Annotated in this window: 19 protein-coding genes and 1 pseudogene; 9 read left to right on the top strand and 11 right to left on the bottom strand. The window is 36.8% G+C overall.

Annotated elements, in window-relative coordinates; all coding sequences use genetic code 11:
• The first annotated feature begins 218 nt into the window (after positions 1–218).
• On the top strand, positions 219–1,568 hold the full coding sequence (locus tag ACFJGY_RS13180; protein ID WP_379964649.1) for a DEAD/DEAH box helicase: 1,350 nt from the start codon (positions 219–221) through the stop codon (positions 1,566–1,568).
• A 37-nt stretch (positions 1,569–1,605) separates the two neighbouring features.
• Here the strand turns inward: ACFJGY_RS13180 and ACFJGY_RS13175 are convergent, their stop codons facing one another.
• From ACFJGY_RS13175 to ACFJGY_RS13160, 4 genes and pseudogenes are all read right to left on the bottom strand, one after another.
• A complete protein-coding gene (locus tag ACFJGY_RS13175) occupies positions 1,606–2,343 on the bottom strand; it encodes a hypothetical protein (RefSeq protein ID WP_379964646.1) in 738 nt (245 codons plus the stop codon).
• 159 nt (positions 2,344–2,502) lie between these two features.
• Positions 2,503–2,970 carry a lipocalin family protein gene (locus tag ACFJGY_RS13170; protein ID WP_379964644.1) on the bottom strand — a complete coding sequence of 156 codons (468 nt, stop codon included), beginning with the start codon at positions 2,968–2,970 and terminating at the stop codon, positions 2,503–2,505.
• A 47-nt stretch (positions 2,971–3,017) separates the two neighbouring features.
• Positions 3,018–4,328 carry an ABC transporter permease gene (locus ACFJGY_RS13165; protein ID WP_379964642.1) on the bottom strand — a complete coding sequence of 437 codons (1,311 nt, stop codon included), beginning with the start codon at positions 4,326–4,328 and terminating at the stop codon, positions 3,018–3,020.
• 111 nt (positions 4,329–4,439) lie between these two features.
• A pseudogene (locus tag ACFJGY_RS13160) lies at positions 4,440–5,344 on the bottom strand (ABC transporter ATP-binding protein).
• Between the two features lie 205 nt (positions 5,345–5,549).
• On the opposite strand from ACFJGY_RS13160, the gene ACFJGY_RS13155 reads away from it, so the two are divergent.
• The 4 genes from ACFJGY_RS13155 (at position 5,550) to ACFJGY_RS13140 (ending at position 8,783) form a co-directional block, all read left to right on the top strand.
• Positions 5,550–5,687, top strand: a complete 138-nt coding sequence (locus ACFJGY_RS13155; protein ID WP_379964640.1) for a hypothetical protein — start codon at positions 5,550–5,552, stop codon at positions 5,685–5,687.
• Positions 5,688–6,184: 497 nt separating this feature from the next.
• Entirely contained in the window at positions 6,185–7,309 is a 1,125-nt protein-coding gene (locus ACFJGY_RS13150) for a diphosphomevalonate/mevalonate 3,5-bisphosphate decarboxylase family protein (RefSeq protein ID WP_379964638.1), read from the top strand.
• Between the two features lie 181 nt (positions 7,310–7,490).
• Positions 7,491–8,363, top strand: a complete 873-nt coding sequence (gene blaESP, locus ACFJGY_RS13145) for an ESP-1 family subclass B3 metallo-beta-lactamase (RefSeq protein ID WP_379964635.1) — start codon at positions 7,491–7,493, stop codon at positions 8,361–8,363.
• 42 nt (positions 8,364–8,405) lie between these two features.
• Positions 8,406–8,783, top strand: a complete 378-nt coding sequence (locus ACFJGY_RS13140; RefSeq protein ID WP_379964633.1) for a VOC family protein — start codon at positions 8,406–8,408, stop codon at positions 8,781–8,783.
• On the opposite strand, the gene ACFJGY_RS13135 is transcribed toward ACFJGY_RS13140, so the two are convergent.
• On the bottom strand, positions 8,780–9,166 hold the full coding sequence (locus ACFJGY_RS13135) for a DUF1634 domain-containing protein (RefSeq protein ID WP_379964630.1): 387 nt from the start codon (positions 9,164–9,166) through the stop codon (positions 8,780–8,782). The genes ACFJGY_RS13140 and ACFJGY_RS13135 overlap by 4 nt on opposite strands.
• A complete protein-coding gene (locus ACFJGY_RS13130; RefSeq protein WP_379964627.1) occupies positions 9,166–9,996 on the bottom strand; it encodes a sulfite exporter TauE/SafE family protein in 831 nt (276 codons plus the stop codon). Before ACFJGY_RS13130 ends, ACFJGY_RS13135 begins: the two co-directional genes overlap by 1 nt.
• 84 nt (positions 9,997–10,080) lie before the next feature.
• Here ACFJGY_RS13130 and ACFJGY_RS13125 point away from each other — a divergent pair, with 84 nt between their 5' ends.
• The 3 genes from ACFJGY_RS13125 (at position 10,081) to ACFJGY_RS13115 (ending at position 12,294) form a co-directional block, all read left to right on the top strand.
• Positions 10,081–10,617 carry a DUF1543 domain-containing protein gene (locus tag ACFJGY_RS13125; protein WP_379964624.1) on the top strand — a complete coding sequence of 179 codons (537 nt, stop codon included), beginning with the start codon at positions 10,081–10,083 and terminating at the stop codon, positions 10,615–10,617.
• Between the two features lie 86 nt (positions 10,618–10,703).
• Entirely contained in the window at positions 10,704–11,144 is a 441-nt protein-coding gene (locus ACFJGY_RS13120) for a nuclear transport factor 2 family protein (RefSeq protein WP_379964622.1), read from the top strand.
• A gap of 37 nt (positions 11,145–11,181) precedes the next feature.
• Positions 11,182–12,294, top strand: a complete 1,113-nt coding sequence (locus ACFJGY_RS13115) for a 5-(carboxyamino)imidazole ribonucleotide synthase (RefSeq protein WP_379964619.1) — start codon at positions 11,182–11,184, stop codon at positions 12,292–12,294.
• 50 nt (positions 12,295–12,344) lie between these two features.
• Here ACFJGY_RS13115 and ACFJGY_RS13110 read toward each other — a convergent pair whose 3' ends face one another.
• Together ACFJGY_RS13110 and ACFJGY_RS13105 are read right to left on the bottom strand one after the other, a co-directional pair.
• A complete protein-coding gene (locus ACFJGY_RS13110) occupies positions 12,345–12,812 on the bottom strand; it encodes a hypothetical protein (RefSeq protein WP_379964617.1) in 468 nt (155 codons plus the stop codon).
• A 54-nt stretch (positions 12,813–12,866) separates the two neighbouring features.
• A complete protein-coding gene (locus ACFJGY_RS13105; RefSeq protein ID WP_379964615.1) occupies positions 12,867–13,778 on the bottom strand; it encodes a DMT family transporter in 912 nt (303 codons plus the stop codon).
• A 94-nt stretch (positions 13,779–13,872) separates the two neighbouring features.
• On the opposite strand from ACFJGY_RS13105, the gene purE reads away from it, so the two are divergent.
• Positions 13,873–14,376: a 5-(carboxyamino)imidazole ribonucleotide mutase gene (gene purE / locus ACFJGY_RS13100; RefSeq protein ID WP_379964612.1), complete on the top strand. Its 504-nt coding sequence runs from the start codon at positions 13,873–13,875 to the stop codon at positions 14,374–14,376.
• 186 nt (positions 14,377–14,562) lie between these two features.
• On the opposite strand, the gene ACFJGY_RS13095 is transcribed toward purE, so the two are convergent.
• The 3 genes from ACFJGY_RS13095 to ACFJGY_RS13085 all read right to left on the bottom strand — a co-directional run bounded on the left by ACFJGY_RS13095 (position 14,563) and on the right by ACFJGY_RS13085 (position 18,301).
• The gene (locus tag ACFJGY_RS13095) at positions 14,563–14,919 is read right to left on the bottom strand and encodes a hypothetical protein (protein ID WP_379964610.1); all 357 of its coding nucleotides are present in this window, start codon (positions 14,917–14,919) and stop codon (positions 14,563–14,565) included.
• Between the two features lie 92 nt (positions 14,920–15,011).
• Entirely contained in the window at positions 15,012–15,860 is an 849-nt protein-coding gene (locus ACFJGY_RS13090) for a prephenate dehydrogenase (protein WP_379964608.1), read from the bottom strand.
• A gap of 164 nt (positions 15,861–16,024) precedes the next feature.
• Positions 16,025–18,301, bottom strand: coding sequence for a cation:proton antiporter (locus ACFJGY_RS13085; RefSeq protein WP_379964606.1), 2,277 nt, complete (start codon positions 18,299–18,301; stop codon positions 16,025–16,027).
• Positions 18,302–18,377 lie beyond the last annotated feature (76 nt).

Raw genomic sequence — 18,377 nt, 5'->3', positions numbered from 1 at the left:
AATTGTAATTATTTATATTTCATAGTCCAAAATTTCTCTTGATTTCAAAATCTGTATCTTTGCCGATTGAAACCGAAAAGAAATTCAACTTTCTAAGTTTCCTTTGACCACTTTAAAAATAAATTTTACCAGATGAACCATCCATCTTCAAAAATGTCTATTTCAAATAGCAAGACAATTATGGATGCACCATCTGATCTTAAAAAAAATAAATTCAGATGAAAACCACTTTTGCAGACTTCGATTTACCGGAAAAGATTCTGGATGTTTTAGCAGACCTCAACCTTTTTGAACCAACACCTATTCAGGAAAAAAGCATTGGGCCGATACTTTCCGGACGTGACGTGATGGGAATTGCCCAAACCGGAACAGGTAAAACATTGGCTTACACGCTTCCCGTTCTTAAAACCTGGAAATACAACAAAACCGGAAACCCAACAGTTTTAGTTTTGGTTCCAACCAGAGAATTGGTAGTTCAGGTAACGGAAGTGATTACAAAAATGACGGAAAATCTTACAGCAAGAGTTATCGGAATCTATGGTGGGAAAAATATTAATACGCAGAAATTACTCTTCAAAGACGGCTGTGATATTCTGGTCGGAACGCCAGGTAGAGTAATGGATTTGGCAATTGATAATGCAATTTCTTTAAAAGAAGTCGGAAAACTGATCATCGATGAGTTTGACGAAATGCTGAATCTGGGATTCCGTCCACAGCTGACGCACATCTTCGAAATGATGAAAGAAAAAAGACAGAATATTCTTTTTTCTGCAACGATGACAGATGCTGTAGATGCTTTACTGAACGAATATTTTGCAGGGCCGATTGAAATTTCATTGGCAAGATCCGGAACGCCTTTGGAAAAAATTGCACAGTCTGCAGTTCCGGTTGAAAATTTCAACACCAAACTGAATTTATTAATTCATCTTCTTAAAACTGAAACAGATTTAGAAAAAATTCTAATTTTTGCCAATAATAAAAAACACGCCGATCTGATCTTCGAAAAACTGAATGTTGAATTTCCAGACCAATTTGGGGTGATCCACTCAAACAAATCTCAGAATTTCCGTCTCAGAGTGATGCAGGAATTCACCAATGAAGAATTACGTGGCGTGATCACGACGGATATAATGGCGAGAGGGCTTGATATTCCGGATATTTCGCACGTTTTCAACTTTGAAATTCCTGAAGTTCCGGAACAGTATATTCACAGAATTGGTAGGACAGGTAGAGCGGATAAAGAAGGGATATCCATCAGTTTCTTCACCAAAAAAGAAGAAGCTCAGCTTTTGGACATCGAGCTTTTGATGGACAAAGAAATCACGAAAACCGAATTTCCGGAAGTGGTTACTGTTTCCAAAGTGAAGATCTCATCAGAGCAGGAAGAGGTTAAAATGAAGTTTTTGACCACCGCCAAACTGAATGAAGGCGATTCTGCCTTCCACGAGAAAAAAGACAAGAATAAGAAAGTCAATATGGGCGGTCCAAGTAAAAGAAAAGCACCGAAAAAATTTGGAGCCAACAGAGCTCAGCAAAAAGCAAAGTCAATCGCTAAGAGAAAAAAATAAAAAAATCCTCAGAATATTTTCTGAGGATTTTTTGTTGTTATAATTTTGCAGATTTCTTGATGATTTTAGGAAGATTATCATCCAGATCTTTTAGCAGTTCTTCTAAAGCACTTTCACACATCGGAAGGATTTTGTCTGGAGACAATACAGGAATCCCACGAACCATTACGCCTGTTTTTTTAGAGTTTGCCCCTTCGTTAATGACAAAAACTTTGTTTCCATTCTTGTCGTATAAAGCGATTCTTGCGTAAGCTTTCATTTTAACGGTTGCCGTTCCGCCAATACCAAATCCTTTTTCCAATGCAAAATGAATCTGGGTAAACAAAACGCCATCCGCCTGGTCTTTGAAAATGTTTGCCATACCAGCTTCATTCGTTTTTCCGTTGAAACCTTCGTAGATATATTTGTAATTTGGATAAACGATCATATTTTTTAATGCATCATCACTTTTATTATATGAAGGAACAAAATCCTGGTACTGTTTGTTAGAGGTTACAACATCTTCCGGTAGTAGTTTGAAAGGGAATTTCGCTGCGTAATCATTAAAAAAAGCAGTGTGGTATTTTTCCATAATAGGAGTCAGGTTGAATTTTGGATTATCTCTCAAATTCAGGATGCTGTTTATGATTTCTTCGCCACCGATGCCGAGATCTGTATAATCAATCATTTTATCCGTGTAAAAAGTGACTACTGCAACCTTTTTTTCCTGAGAAAAAACCTTAGTCGAAAGACTGAAGAGTAAAATAATTGCTAAAAAATGTTTTAAGTGTTTCATGAATTAATTTGTTTAATGTTTTTTGTTATGGTTTGTTTTTTAATTCGACTAATCTATTGAAAAAAATGCAATTGAGGAAATTTATATTTTAAATTAATGAAAGGTTCATTTTTGGAATATCAAAATAAAAAAACTCCCCAGAAATTTCTCAGAAGTTTTTTATTGTTTAATATAGATTTTAAGGATTCTATCTGGAATTCCATCTGAGTTTTGATCCATATTATCACTTACCAGGATTTGCATCTCAGTTTTTGATAATGAGTATACATTGATTAAATCCTGGGTTATACCGTCAATTTTGTAAGAAATGGTTTTTGCAGATTCATTATAAATATAATCCATCTCTTCAGGAAAACCAACATTTCCACACTGCCCAGTCTGAATATTGAGAAAATATTCTGCAACAAATTTCCCATTGGTTTTATAAGTATACTTGGATTTTCTAATACAATCTGTTTCCGGAATTGTATTTGAAAAGATAATTGAACCATCTTTTCCAGAAATAGCAATGTAATCAGTAGTTTTCCAGGTTCCAACGATTAAAGGTTCCGATTTTTCATTATCATCATCTTTTCTACAAGCAATAATAGATAATGAAGCCAAAGCAATTAGAATTAGTTTTTTCACGGTATTAATTTTCCACAAATAAAATGAAAATTAATTTAATAACAGAATCAGCTCCTGATCCACTTCCAGATTTCCTTCAAAGTTGCTTTATTTCCATACATTAAAATTCCAACTCTGTAGATTTTTGCTGCAACGTAAACCATCAGTAGAGTAGAAGCAATCAAGAGAAATATTGATAATAAAATCTGCCAAAGCGGAACACCAAACGGAATCCTTGCAATCATCGCAACAGGAGAAGTGAATGGAATTATTGATAACCAAAAAGCCATCGGTCCATCCGGATTATTCATAATGGTGAAACTTCCGTAAAGCCCTAACATCAGCGGAACAATTGCAAACAAGGTGAATTGCTGTGTCTCCGTTTCGTTATCAACCGCACTTCCAATCGCTGCGTACATCGAGCTGTAAAAGATATAACCGAACAAAAAGAAAAATACAAAAACAGCAATTATACCAACAAAATTCATATCCAGAAGGATGTGAGACGCTTCCGTCGCAATCTGCTGAATATCCAGATTTTTTATCATTTCCTCCTGTCCTGCGGGAATGTTTTTCTGCATCGCAGAGAATCCTGTATTAAGGAAAAGTGCTGCTGTTACAGTCATCGCAATCCAAACCGTAAATTGTGTCAGCGCAACCAAAGTCACTCCCAGGATTTTACCCATCATCAACTCAAATGGCTTTACAGAAGAAATGATAATCTCCACCACACGGTTGTTTTTCTCTTCCAAAACGCTTCTCATCACCCGGACACCGTAGATGATGATGAACATAAAAACAACATACATCAACCCAAAACTTAATATCGTCTTGATTCCAAAAGCAAGGTCACTTTCCGGTTTGTCGCTTTCCGTTATATTTTGAGAAATAAGCTTGAAATTTTTATCAAGATTGATGATCCTGTCTTCTTTGATTCCCAGCTGTTTGATTTTTTCTTTTTTCAGAACGTTGCTCAGGTCAGCAGAAACATAGGTTTTAGTATCCATTCCGATTTTCTTGTTGGTCAACAGTTTTGTACCACTTTCCAACGCATCAAAATTAGTGTCTTTCAGTTCCGGGATGATGAGCAAACCGTCAGTTCCTTTGAGATCCTTCAGGTTTTTGACTAATGCATTTTCCGTATTAGCAGGAACAAAAGTGTAAGTGATTTCTTTTGTAGATTTTAATTGACCGGCGAAAAGTCCGCTTTTGTCCACGACATCAAAATGATATTCCGCTTCGTTGGCTTTAAACATAAAACCAATCAAAACCCCGAATCCAACCATCAGAAGTGGTGCAAGAACCGTGAGAATAATAAAAGATTTCTTCTTGACCTGCGTCAGAAATTCTCTTTTGGTAATGAGATATATATTTTTCATTGAATTTCGTTATATTAAATTAATTTTCTTCGTTTCCCCAACCCTAAAGGGAGCGAAGAAAATCAATTTACTCCCTTTAGGGTTGGGGAAATAAATTGATTTTGTTTTAAGTTATGACTTCACCGCATTAATGAAAACCTCATTCATACTCGGGATTTTCTCGTTGAAGGTTCTTATCGTTCCGGTTTTCAATAGGTCCTGAAGCAGAATGTTTTGATTCTCAGAATTCTTCAGCTCAAATTGGAATAATCCATTCGCTGTTGTCATACTTTCAATCTGATATTTTCTCGTCAGTTCCTCCAGGTTTTCAGAATTTGTATCCGCCAAAACCACGGAGAAAACATTCTGCTTAAACTGCTCGCGGACATCAAAAACCTTTCCGTCCAAAACCTTTTTAGAATTGTTGATCAAGGCTACAAAATCGCACATTTCCTCCACACTTTCCATTCGGTGTGTTGAAAGAATTATCGTCGTTCCATCATTTTTTAATCTGATGATTTGGTCTTTGATAAGATTCGCATTCACAGGGTCAAAACCCGAAAAAGGCTCATCCAGAATCAGCAATTTCGGACGGTGCAAAACCGTCACCACAAACTGGATTTTCTGCGCCATTCCTTTGGACAGTTCGCTCAGTTTTTTCTTCCACCACTGGTCGATGTTCAGTTGCTCAAACCAGAATTTGGCCTGCGAAAGTGCTTCCTGTCGGGACATTCCTTTCAACTCACCGAAGTATAAAAGCTGGTCGCCCACTGTCATATTCTTGTAAAGTCCGCGTTCTTCCGGCATATAACCGATGTTCCGGATGTGTTCCGGATTCAGTTCCTTGCCATCGATCCAGACCTTGCCTTCATCCGCCTGCGTGATTTGATTGATAATCCGGATAAACGATGTTTTCCCGCACCATTAGGACCCAAAAGCCCATAGATACTGGCAGTCGGCACCTCCAGCGAGAAATCCTGAAGCGCAATTTTCTTCCCTGCGTTGTATGTTTTTTTGATATTTTCAGCTTTCAGCATAGATCATTAATAATTAAAATGAATAATTAATTTGAAATTTGGAGCAACAAGTTTTTTTCTCTTCGTTTCACTTTTCCAACCCGCTTTCCGTTGCAATCTTTTTTTTCAAAAAAGGATTTCCACTGCAATCGGGGCTATGTTGAGGTTTTGTTTTTCTTTTCAACGATTTTTAAATACTCACAAAATTAGTTCATTAATCTCAAAAATGTTACAGAAAAGATATATATCAGCCTTTTCAAAATTCAAATCAACCAAAATTCCAATTGCAGGAAAAGCCGATGAACACGTGAAGATGGCTCAACGTAATGCTTCACCGGCTCAACGTAATGAATCAGTAACTTAGCGTAATGAATCACTAGCGCAACGTAATGAGTAAAAGACTTAATGAAATGAATCAAAGAGGTAAAGTAATGGCTCAAAGAGGTTTTGTAATGAATCAACACCTTATTGAAATGCGTTTTCTCTAAAATTTTAAAAATCAGCAGATAGAAGAGCTTTGTCAAAGTTTATAACTTTAAAAAAAGCTTTAGAATTTGTCTTGATTCAATTAGGTATCAAAGGAATATTACATTTTCTCAAAGCTTGTAGGAACGAACTGTTAATAGCATCCATTGTCCTATATAATCGGAGCTCCGTAGGAGCGACACAAACTGAGTGTAAGATAAATGATCTCGCATTTGGTCCAATTTTGAACAAGCAAAATATAATGGCTTTAGCCCAAAGCATAAGCTTCATTTAGACTAAATCAACTTTGACAAAGCTTTTTTAATTCTTAAATTAGCCAACCAAAACCAATCTGCAAAAGCTAACAGCCAAAGCCGATTGCCAAAAGCCAAACTTATGACGCAAGAATTTTTGGGAAATTCCCAATTCAACATATCAAACCAAACGGTTTCCGAAAGCTGTCCTTCTAATATTGCTCTTATCAAATATTGGGGAAAATACGAAAACCAAATCCCTGCAAATCCCAGTATCAGCTACACTCTCAACCATTGTAGAACCAACACAACGATGGCGTTTTTTGTCGGAGAAGGATTCTCGGTTCAGACTTTTTTAAGTGAAAACGAAGAGAAAAAATTTGCTGAAAAAATTGAAAAATATTTCAAAAATATCGAGCCATATCTTCCTTGGATCTTAAAAGGAAAATACATCATCAGAACCGAAAATACTTTTCCGCATAGTTCCGGAATTGCAAGTTCGGCTTCAGGTTTCGGAGCTATTGCAAAATGTTTGATGGAATTAGATAAAATATTTTCAGGTACAAAAGAAGAAGGCTTCGGGAGCCTCAGCCTGACAACCAACAACGATGTCATCCTGAGCGGAGTCGAAGGGCAGCAACCAACAACTATCAATCAAAAAGCCAGTTTTCTGGCGAGATTGGGAAGCGGAAGTGCATGCAGAAGTCTCTACGACGGTTTAGTCGTTTGGGGAAAAACTGAAGAAGTGGAAGGCAGTTCAGATTTGTTTGCTGTACCTTATAACAACAACGAAATCCATCCGATCTTCAAAAACTTCCACGATTGGGTATTACTGATTCACGAAGGTCAAAAATCCGTTTCTTCAACCGTTGGCCACGGCTTGATGAACACGAATCCTTACGCTGAAAGACGTTTCCAGGAAGCACACGAGAATTTTGCAAAACTGAAAACCATTCTTTCCATCGGTGATATGGAAGGTTTCATCAAACTCGTGGAACACGAAGCATTGACACTTCACGCCATGATGATGATGAGCGAGCCGGCTTTTATCCTGATGCAGACCGGAACTTTGCAAGTCATCAATAAAATCTGGGAATTCAGGAAAATCACAGGTCTGGCTTTGTTCTTCACTCTGGATGCCGGCGCAAATGTCCACCTGCTTTTCCCGAATGATATTGATAACAAAAGAATTACGGATTTCATCACAACAGAATTGGTTCCATTAACACAGAAAGGCGGCGTTGTGAAGGATGTGATGAGGTTCTGATTTTTGTAAAATGTATAATGTACAAAGTAAAATATACTTAGTACATTATACATTCTAATTTGTACATTTCTGGATGATTTGTTTCAATTATAAGATTGTAATTCAGTTTCTACAGCTATGTTTAGATTCCTACGGAATGACAAAAATAATGATTAATAACTGGTTTTAAAGAATAAACAAAATGAAAAAACTCACATTTATACTTTTACTAATCATCTCCTTTTTCGGGAATGCACAAACCGTAAACGAACCAAAAGACCATTCGCCGGAATGGTCTCAGCCTTACGAACCGTTCAGGATTGTAGGGAATTTGTATTACGTCGGAACTTACGATCTGGCGTCGTATCTCATTGTGACGAACAAAGGAAATATCCTCATCAATACTGGTTTGGCCGATTCTTATCCTCAAATCAAATCTAATATCGAGAAACTCGGATTCAAATATAAAGACACAAAAATTCTGACTTTGACACAGGCACATTTTGACCATATGGGCGCAATGGCTGATATCAAAACTGAAACCGGAGCCAAACTTTACGTAGACGAAGGTGATGCCGATGTTCTTAAATACGGTGGGAAAACCGACTATGAAATGGGGAAATATGGTGTGACTTTCAAACCGATTACTCCGGATTTTCTTTTGAAAAATAATGATAAAATAAAATTAGGAAATACAGTTTTGACTTTACTTCATCATCCGGGACATACGAAAGGTTCCTGCAGTTTTATCTTCGAAACCAAAGATGAAAACGGAAAATACAAAGTTCTGATTGCAAATTTACCTTCAATCATTATTGACAATAAATTTTCTGATGTGAAAACTTATCCAACAATTCGGAAAGATTATGCTTACACATTAGAAGCAATGAAAAAACTGGATTTTGATGTTTGGGTGGCTTCACACGCCAGCCAGTTCGACCTTCATGAAAAACGGAAAGAAGGCGATAGTTACAATCCGAAATTGTTTATGGATAAAGAGAATTATTTCAAAAGACTAGAAAATCTGGAAGGTGATTATCTGGAAAAAGTGAAAGAAGAATCTCAGACAAAATAAAAACTTTGTACCTAATACATTTGACTTTCTACAATAAAAATTATGCAAATCCACCACATCGCCATCATTTGTTCAGAGTACGAAACTTCCAAAAAATTCTATACTGATGTTTTGGGATTGAATATTTTGCGTGAAGTTTACAGGGAAGAAAGGCAATCTTATAAATTGGATTTAGCAATCGGAGAACATTATGTCATCGAATTATTTTCTTTTCCAAATCCTCCGGAAAGACCTTCAAGGCCCGAAAGTTGCGGGCTTCGTCATCTTGCATTTTCTGTAGATAATATCGAAGAAAAAAGAAATGAATTAATAGAAAAAGGTTTGAGTTGCGAAGAGATCAGAATCGATGAATTTACTGATAAAAAATTCTTTTTTACGACTGATCCGGACAATTTGCCTTTGGAGTTTTATGAGAATTAATGCGCGTAACCTGTAAGGAAACTCACAGTCATAATTGCCAAAACGATAAGAGAAATTACAACATAGATGTAATCTTTCTCCTTCAGATAGCCGATCAAAGCAAAAATAATTCTTACCAATGGTGTCAAAATCAGGAATAATATCCCAAGCTGAATAATCGCCATTCCTTGGCCTTTACAAAGAGAATCCCAGAACTGTCCCCAGACTTTTTCTGAAGTTGCCCCCATATTCAAAAGTTTGTACTTTTTAGGCATCACAAAACCTTCCGTAAAAAGCTTGATAAATCCAACCAGAGAAGTTAAAACAGAAAGTAAAACGCCCAATCTTAGTAGATTTCCGACAGAACGGTTCAGATCGATATCTGTAAATGGTTTGGTTCTCATTATTGGAAATTTTTAGCAACGCCGTTATACATCATATAAATCGAAAGTATAGTAATGACAATTGCAAAAAATACCTTCAGCTTTTTGGTTTTCGAAATCATTAATGTTTTTGAGCCGATAAAACTTCCGACCACCACACCAATCAAAACCGGTGCTGCAATCACAGGAATAATCTGTCCTCTCTGAAAATAGATCATTGCGCCGGCAACAGCCGTAACTCCGATCATAAAATTACTCGTCGTCGTAGAAACTTTGAACGGTAATTTCATCATATTATCCATCGCTAAAACCTTTAGGGCACCAGAACCGATACCCAAAAGTCCGGACATTGCACCGGCAAAGATCATCATCAGGAATCCCGGAATTGTATTTTTTGAAGCATAATGCTTTATACCATCTTTATCCGGAAAAGTTCCATAAAGTTTCAGTTTGTCGGCAAGACTGCCTTTAACTAAAGCTTCCTGATGATCCGGTTTTCCTTTTAAATTTAATAAAACAGTAAGGATCAGAATACTTGCGAAGATAATTCCGATTGTATTCGGGTTCAGAAAGCCGGAAACCAAAGCACCCGTAACTGCTCCAGCTGTAGTTGCAATTTCCAAAAACATCCCGATTCGCATATTGGTAAAACCTTCCTTCACAAAGGCAACAGCTGCACCGGAAGAAGTTCCGATCACCGAAATAAGAGACGCACCAATGGCATAATGCATTGGAACACCAAAACCGAGTGTGAGTAAGGGAATGATAATGACGCCGCCGCCCAATCCTGTAAGAGAACCCATCAATCCGGCTGCGATAGCTCCAATAAATAGAATAATGATTTCTGACATCCCGCAAATATAAAAGTATTGATTTGGGTACACAAACTTTGAAAAAGATAATTTTGATGTATTTTTGTAAGACAATTTTTCAGCATGAAGTTATTCTATGTGATTTTGGGAGCAGAGCCTGCAGAACGAAACATCGAACAGCACGATGTTTTCTTTGGCATCGCAGAAAGGGTGGAAGATCTGCATCCGGAAATTAAAAATTTTTGGAAGTTTACCAAGCTACATATCGATTGCTATCAGGAAGTGAAATTTGCCGATGGCTACGAATTGAAAATCATCGAAGGAACTTCTGAGAGATCTGAGGATCAATTGTTTTTCATCAATCTTGGCGGTTACAAACCGGGACATTTTGAAGAGTTTCACGAACAGCATCTGATGGTTGGAAAATCTACGGCAGAAGTCATCAAAAGGGTGAAGAGGACAAGTTTTTATAAAACAATGGGGTTTAAAAATGCACCTAGTCATATTGATGATAAACTTGGTGTTGGCATTGATGATATTTATAATGTAAATGATCTGCTGTCAAAAGAAACTAAGGAAAGATATTCTATTATTCTTGAAAAATCAGAAATTGAAAATCAGGAAAACGTCATGAAAATCGGTTATTTTAAAATCAAATAATTATGAAATCAAACTTATTTGGAAACCAAGCCGGCAAAGGAAAGATAGCGATAACATATGGCAATAAAAATAAATAAAATCTAAATATGAAAATATTCTCATTATTTTTCATCCTTATTTCATCATCTATTTTCGCTCAAACTTCAGAAGAGACTTTGATTAAAACCTCAATTAATAGCTTGTTTGATGGAATGAAAACCTCGGATTCAACCAAAATAACCAAAGCTTTTTCAAAAAATGCAGTTTTGCAGACAATCACTAAAAATGGTGAGGTCAAAACTGAAAATATCAAAGACTTTGCAGCCAGCATTTCCAAAGCTGCAAAAGAAAGTCTGGACGAGAGAATATCGTTTTCAAATATTCTGATTGATGGAAATCTCGCTTCGGTCTGGACACCTTATGGGTTTTATTATCAGGGAAAATTTTCTCATTGCGGAGTCAATTCTTTTCAATTGGTCAAAGCCAATAACGAATGGAAAATCCAATACATCATTGATACCAGACGAAAAGATAATTGTAAAAAATAATTCAAAATGGCTTTAGCCAAATCTAATTTTAAAAAAAATGAAAATCGGAATTTTAGGAGGCGGACAACTCGGAAGAATGTTCATTCAGGAAGCATTGAAATATGATGATGAATTTTATGTTCTAGACCCAAATCCGGAATGTTCCTGCGCCAATATTTCTCATTATACAAGAGGGAACTTCAATGATTATGATGACGTTCTGGAATTTGGAAGAGACAAAGATGTTGTTACAATAGAAATCGAACACGTGAATGCTGATGCATTGGAAGAACTGGAAAACCTGGGTGTGAAAGTGGTTCCGAATTCAAATATCATTAAAATCATCCAGCAGAAAATTCTTCAGAAACAGTTTTATGCTGATAATAATATTCCAAGTCCTGATTTTGAAATTATGGATGGAAGCGAGGAAGAAATTAAAATCCAGCTTCCGTTTGTTCAAAAACTTAATACTGGCGGTTACGATGGAAAGGGCGTACAACTAATCCGTACAACGCAGGATTGGAGAAACCTTTGGACACAGGAATCTGTCCTGGAAGGTTTGGTTGATATTGATAAAGAATTGTCTTTAATCGTTGCCAGAAATGAAAACGGTGAAACCAAAACTTTTCCCGTGACAGAAATGGTGGCAGACCCGAAACTGAATCTCCTTGATTTCAATATTTGTCCTGCTGATATCTCGGAAGAGACTCAAAGCCAGATTGATAAGATTGCTCAGCAATTCATTAATAATGCGGATTCACCAGGACTTTTTGCCATAGAATTATTCCTTGATAAAGAAGGCAAAGTATGGGTGAATGAAACTGCGCCAAGACTGCATAATTCTGGGCATCAGTCGCAGGAAGGCAATGCTAATTCCCAATTCGAACAGTTTTATAGAGTGGTGAGAAATTTACCTTTGGCCGATACGGATTCTTTCGGATTTTCCGGAATGCTGAATCTGGTTGGGGAAGAAAATTATTCCGGTAAAGTGAAATATCAAGGTTTGGAAGATGTTCTGAAATTATCAAAAACCTACGTTCATCTCTATGGAAAAACAGAAACAAAACCCGGTCGGAAAATGGGGCATATTAATGTTCTGGCAGATTCCCGAGAAGAATTAATGGAGAAATTAATTCATATCAAATCCTTAGTAAAGGTGATTTCCAAATAAATGAAAAAGCAAGGCCGAAAACCTTGCTTTCTTTTTTAGAATGTTTTAAATTATTTAGCTTTTAGTTTATCCAAGGTTTTGTTGTAAGTTTCCTTGGTGTCCTGTGCTGCTTCCTTCATCGCTTTTTTGGTGTCATCTGCAGTCTCTTTCATATCTTTTTTAGCGTCTTCGGTGGCCGCTTTTGCCTTGTCAACAGTTTTATCTACACCTTCTTTCACATCCTGAGCAGCATTATTCAATGCAGTTTTCGTTTTATTCCAAGCCAGATTTGCATCATCTAATGCTTTTCTAGAGGCAGCTTCAGCCTTTTTATCTCCTTTTTTTATGGCGGCATCCAAATCTGCTTTGGCTTTTTCCACTTTTGCTCTAGCTTCATCATCTGATAAAGTTGTAGTTTCCGTTGTTTTTACAACGCTTAGAGTATCAGGTCCGTCTGTCGTAACAACCGTTTCATTTTTCTTGCAAGATGTTGCAAATAATAGCATAGCCGTAGAAGCTAATATCAGAATTTTTTTCATGTTTTAAAGATTTATTAATTGAGGTTTTTATTTATTTTTAAATTTAAGAATATATTAATCACCTGATTTTTTCATTATAAATTTCACCATTCCGGGTTTATAATTGATGATGAAAACGCCGCTGATGATGCAGGCTGTAGCGATCAGGAATTTTGCAGAGATCGTCTCGCCCAAAATCAGCCAGCTCAGGAAAATACTGATAATTGTATTCACATAAGACAATATAGAAACCTGTGTTGGGAACAAGGTTTTCAGTAAATAATGATAGGCGAAAAATGCCGAAACAGAACCGAAAACTGCTAAATAGATAATCGCGGCAATGCTAGTTGCAGACCAGCTTTCCACATCGATTTTCTCCGAAAACTGAAAGGCAAAAATTAACTGAACTATTCCTGCAAAAGCAAATTGATAGAAAAGATTCAGGAACAGATTGTTATTTTCTGTGTGCAGCTTTTTGGTGTAGATTGTCCCGATTCCCCAACACATCAAAGCCAAAATTAAGATGAGTAATCCATTTCTGTAATCTGGATTTGTAAGATCGTGGATGCCGTCCCAGAATATAAAAACAACTCCGGATAATCCCATTAGAAGACCAATCAAAGTCCGGAAGGTAAATTTTTCCATCCCGATAATCATGCTCGCTACAAAGATAAAAACCGGCGAAAGTGCACTTATCAATGAGGTCAAACTGCTTGTTATGTCTTTTTCTGCCACGGTTGTCAAACCGTTTGCGCCAACCAGCATCAAGGAAGAAAGCGTGATTTGAATGGTGAAATTTTTCCAGCCGATCCATTTTAGATTCTTCTTATAAAGTAAAATCGGAAGTAAAATAAGAGACGCCAAAAACTGGCGAAATCCCGCAACGAACCACGGCGGAACAGTTTCTACACCGATTTTGATCCCCAGGAAAGTTGTTCCCCAAACAATGGCAACGATGAAAATGCAGATGATGGTTTTTGAACTCAAAGCTTTTATAAAAAAATAATTGATGCCAAAGTTATTCCAAAATCCTCAGTTTTATTCATAAATCTTTATCTTTGAGCATCTAATAAATTTGAAAATGGTCGGAATAATCATGGGCAGCCAAAGCGATCTCCCAATTATGCAGCAAGCTGCAGATTTTTTGAAATCTCTGGAAATTCCTTACGAACTTACCGTAGTTTCTGCACATAGAACGCCCGAGAGAATGTTTGATTATGCGAAAACGGCGAGAGAAAGAGGTCTGAAAGTTATTGTTGCTGGTGCTGGCGGTGCTGCTCATCTCCCAGGAATGGTGGCCAGTTGCACAACTTTGCCCGTGATTGGTGTTCCGATTTTGTCCAGCAATTCTATCGATGGTTGGGATTCTGTTTTGTCGATTTTGCAGATGCCTTCCGGAATTCCTGTGGCGACAGTTGCTCTTAATGGTGCGACCAATGCCGGAATCCTCGCTGCAAAGATCATTGGTACTTCTGATCCTGGAGTTTCTCAGAAATTAGAGACTTATCAGAATTCATTGAAAGATAAAGTTCTCGGAACTGTGGATGAGATTAAAAAGCTGCATCCGAATCAGTTTGATAAGTAGAATTTGGGCAGCTTTTCCGTCTTCCGTTCCCAATCTTTTTTGCCGACGATTTCGTTTAATAGAACTTGACTATAAGCAAAAAAGGATTTCCACTCAAACCGGGCTGCGGTTTCGAAATAAAAAACAACATTTTTGTAAAAAACACAATTTTGTCATTCCGTAGGAATCTCAATAATTATTTTTTCATTAATCAAAATCTGGAGCACATTTTAAATTCTCGTTATATGGCGCAATAAATTTCCAAAATGATTTGCCTGCACTTGTAAGATAATTCATCGAATAATTCATTTTTGTATTTGAACCAACTTGATATATATATTCTTTGTAAAGGTTACTGGAAAATTTTACGACAGCAAAATAATAAGTTTTGTATTCTACAGTGACATCATAGAAGGTGATTTGGGAAACAGCCTCACTGGAAGGACTGAAAAATGTTTGTGCTCTACCGTTAGATTTTACAGACTCTAAAATTTCGTTACAAGAAGATTGTGCATTAATTGAGACGAAAAAAAATGTTATGATAACTAAAAATATTTTTTTCATTTAATTAGTTTTAAATTATCTTGTAAAACTAATTAAATAAAAACTAACTTTTTTACGGAAATCCGTAATCGGAAAATATACTGAAACAAAACCTACTTATCCAAAATCCCCCGAATCTTATTAGCATTCGTAATTAATTCCTCCAGATAATCAAAGTTCTCTTTCTCCAATGCCGATTTGAATTTTCTGAGCTGCGTAATATGCTCATTCAAAACATCCAAAACATTTTCTTTGTTCTGGCGGAAAATCGGAACCCACATTTCCGGATGTGATTTTGCAAGACGAACAGTGCTGGAAAAACCGGAACTTGCCAATTGGAAAATCGTGTCTTCCTCACGTTCTTTCTCCAAAACCGTATTCGCCAAAGCGTAGGATGTGATGTGTGAAATGTGTGAAATGTAAGCGGTGTGAACATCGTGCGCATCAGCATTCATGTAGATCGGGTGCATTTCCAGATTCTCAATCACGTTTTCCACAACTTCCAAAGCATCCGAATCAGAATCTTCCTTATTACAGATGACCGCCGCTTTTCCTGCAAAACTATCTTTGGTTGCAGATTGCGGACCCGAGTTTTCTGTTCCCCACATCGGGTGAAATGCCACAAAACGTTTTCTGTTTGGATGTTCCTTAATCGAATCTACAATGCCTGATTTTGTAGAACCAACATCCATAACCGTTTGTTTTTCATTGATTAAATCCAAAACCGACGGCAATATTTTCCTTGCCGAATCTACCGGAATTGCAATGATAATTAAATCGGAATTTTTTACTCCGTTTTCCATATCTGCTTTTTCGTCAATAATATTTAATTCCAAAGCTTTATTCAGATTATCTTCATTTTGATCAATTCCATAAACGAAATCGGTGAATTTTTTATCTTTTAATTTCAATGCGATGGAGCCGCCAATTAATCCAGTTCCAATGATGCTGATCTTCTTCATAATATTTAATTTTTAAAACAAAAAACCCCGCCAATAGGACGAGGTTTTGATATTTGTACATACGAATCCTAATCCTGTTTGAGGGTCAAAATTGCGTAATAATATGTCGTATTAATTGTTTTCACCAGACGAAGATAAACATTAATTCTGAAAAATTCAAAAAATTATGGATTTGAAATAATCAAAGTCGAAGGAATATCTGATAACCAAAGACTTTTGGAATCGATGAGATTTTTCCAGCTTTTGCTGCTGATCAACATCAGATCCTGTGACTGAAGAAAATCTTTCTCTATGATTTTTTCATTGTATAGTGTGATGTGATTTGGCGCAATGTGTTCTATATTTCTGATCAGCTCACGGATTTCGGTGTTTTTTCTGATCTGTCCGGCAGCGTCCAAAATGATCACTTGTGAATCATTGTTATTGATAAGCCTTTTTGCATATTCAACCAGAAAAAAATCATTGAGTTCAAAAATCGGAATGAAAATCTTGTCTGCACTTTCAAAATTCTTATCCACCATAATCCCAACCGGAATGTTGGTTTTATCCAGAATACTCAATGTAAAATCATCAAACGGCGACGAATTAAAAATGTAGGATTTTCCTTTTACCGTATTCAGTAATTTTTCTGGATTAATAATTTTTGTCGTGAATCCAAGCAGTTTACCAAGCAAACTTCCCTCATAAATCGATTTTCCGAGCATAACAAGAAGCAAGTCGTAATTGCCTTTGTTTGTAATATGTATCAAATCATTTTCAATATCATTTGATGCTTTGAAAAGGGTAGTGACTTCCAGTTTCAGTTCATTAGACGTATCGATTACGTTTTCAAACATATCTTTTTCATAACCATCAACGTCGAAGGCGTGAAGCTCGTCAACAGGGGCAATGGTCATCGCTGTGATGCTTTTGTTGCCGTTCATTTTATTGGTAAAATTGTCAGCGAGTTTCAAAAGTGTACTTCCGGATTCGGCATTGTCGAAAGATAAAAGAACCTTGTATTTTCCGCCATTTTCATCATTTTCTTCTTCGCTAAAATCTTTTTTCTTTCTGAATATAAAATTAATCAAATCCAAAGCCGGACCTGTCATAAATGTAGTGACCAAAGCCATTATGACCATCATTGCAAAGATCGACGGGCTTAGAACACCTAGATCATAACCAATATTCAGAACAATTAACTCCATCAGTCCGCGCGTGTTCATCAAGGCGCCAATTGTGAGACTGTCTTTCCAGCTAATATTGAGGAATTTCGCCGTCAAAGCACTTCCAATGAATTTTCCTGTAACGGCTGTGAGAATAATTAATCCTGTGATGACCCAAAGATGGCTGTCATTCAGCAATCCGATCTGAGTTCTTAATCCGGTAAAAACGAAGAATAAAGGAAGTAATAAAACCAACGCAACATCTTCAACTTTCTCAATGAATAGATTTCGGAATTTTACATTTTCCGGCATTATCGCTCCTGCCATAAAAGCTCCGAATAATGCGTGGATACCGATAACTTCTGTTGCATAAGATGAAATAATTAAGGTCAAAAAGAAAATCGCAACAATTGATTTATTGATAATTCCTTTTCCGGCTTGCAGTTCTCCGATTCTTTTCAGGAAAGGTCTTACGATTTTGATCATTAAGAAAACATAACCGATTGCCATCAAAATCACATAAATTGAACTGGCAAAAGAGCCTGCTTTTACAATCGCAATCACGGCTGCCAGGATACACCAAGCCGTAATATCGTCTGCCGCAGCACAAGTGATAACGATGGTTCCGAGCTTTGTTTTCTGGAGATTTCTTTCCTGAACGATTCTTGCCAAAACCGGAAAAGCCGTGATACTCATCGCAATCGCAATAAATAAGGCAAACGAGCTGAACTGAATGCCGTCCGGCGCAAATTCTTTATAAATGAAATAAGACAACCCAATTCCCAACGCAAACGGAATAATGATACTGGCGTGGCTGATAACCACTGCATCGTGCGCTTTTTTTCTTAGAACACTGAGATCCAGTTCCATCCCAACGATATACATAAATAATATCAAACCTATCTGGCTGAGGAACTGTAAGTTACCCAAGGATTCTTTCGGGAAAAGAAATGCGGAAAATTCCGGGAAATATAATCCAACTAATGACGGTCCCAAGACAATCCCGGCGATCATCTCACCAATGACGGACGGCTGTTTCAGTTTCATACAAATCCATCCAAAAAGTCTGGCGACAAAAATAATGGTGATGATCTGTATAAGAAGTAGAGCCAGCGGATGATGAAGATTCACCATAAAAGACTCAGCAAAATTGTCCCACATTGATCCTTTATTTTCCTTGATCACAATATTTTCGCCAGCTTCCAGGGTTTTACCTTCTATGATAAACCAATAGATCAACCCTGAGAAAAATAGAATCGTAATAACGTAAAAAATAATATTCCTGTACTTCTTCATATTCATTAATCTAAATATTACCTGATTTCAAGATGTAAATTTGAGAAGTTTTTGAATACGAAATTCATCTAACATT

The sequence above is a fragment of the Epilithonimonas sp. UC225_85 genome (genome assembly GCF_042695135.1).
Lineage (GTDB): Bacteria > Bacteroidota > Bacteroidia > Flavobacteriales > Weeksellaceae > Epilithonimonas.
Note: the sequence above shows the minus strand (reverse complement) of the source record. Positions and strands in the feature narration are given on the sequence as shown.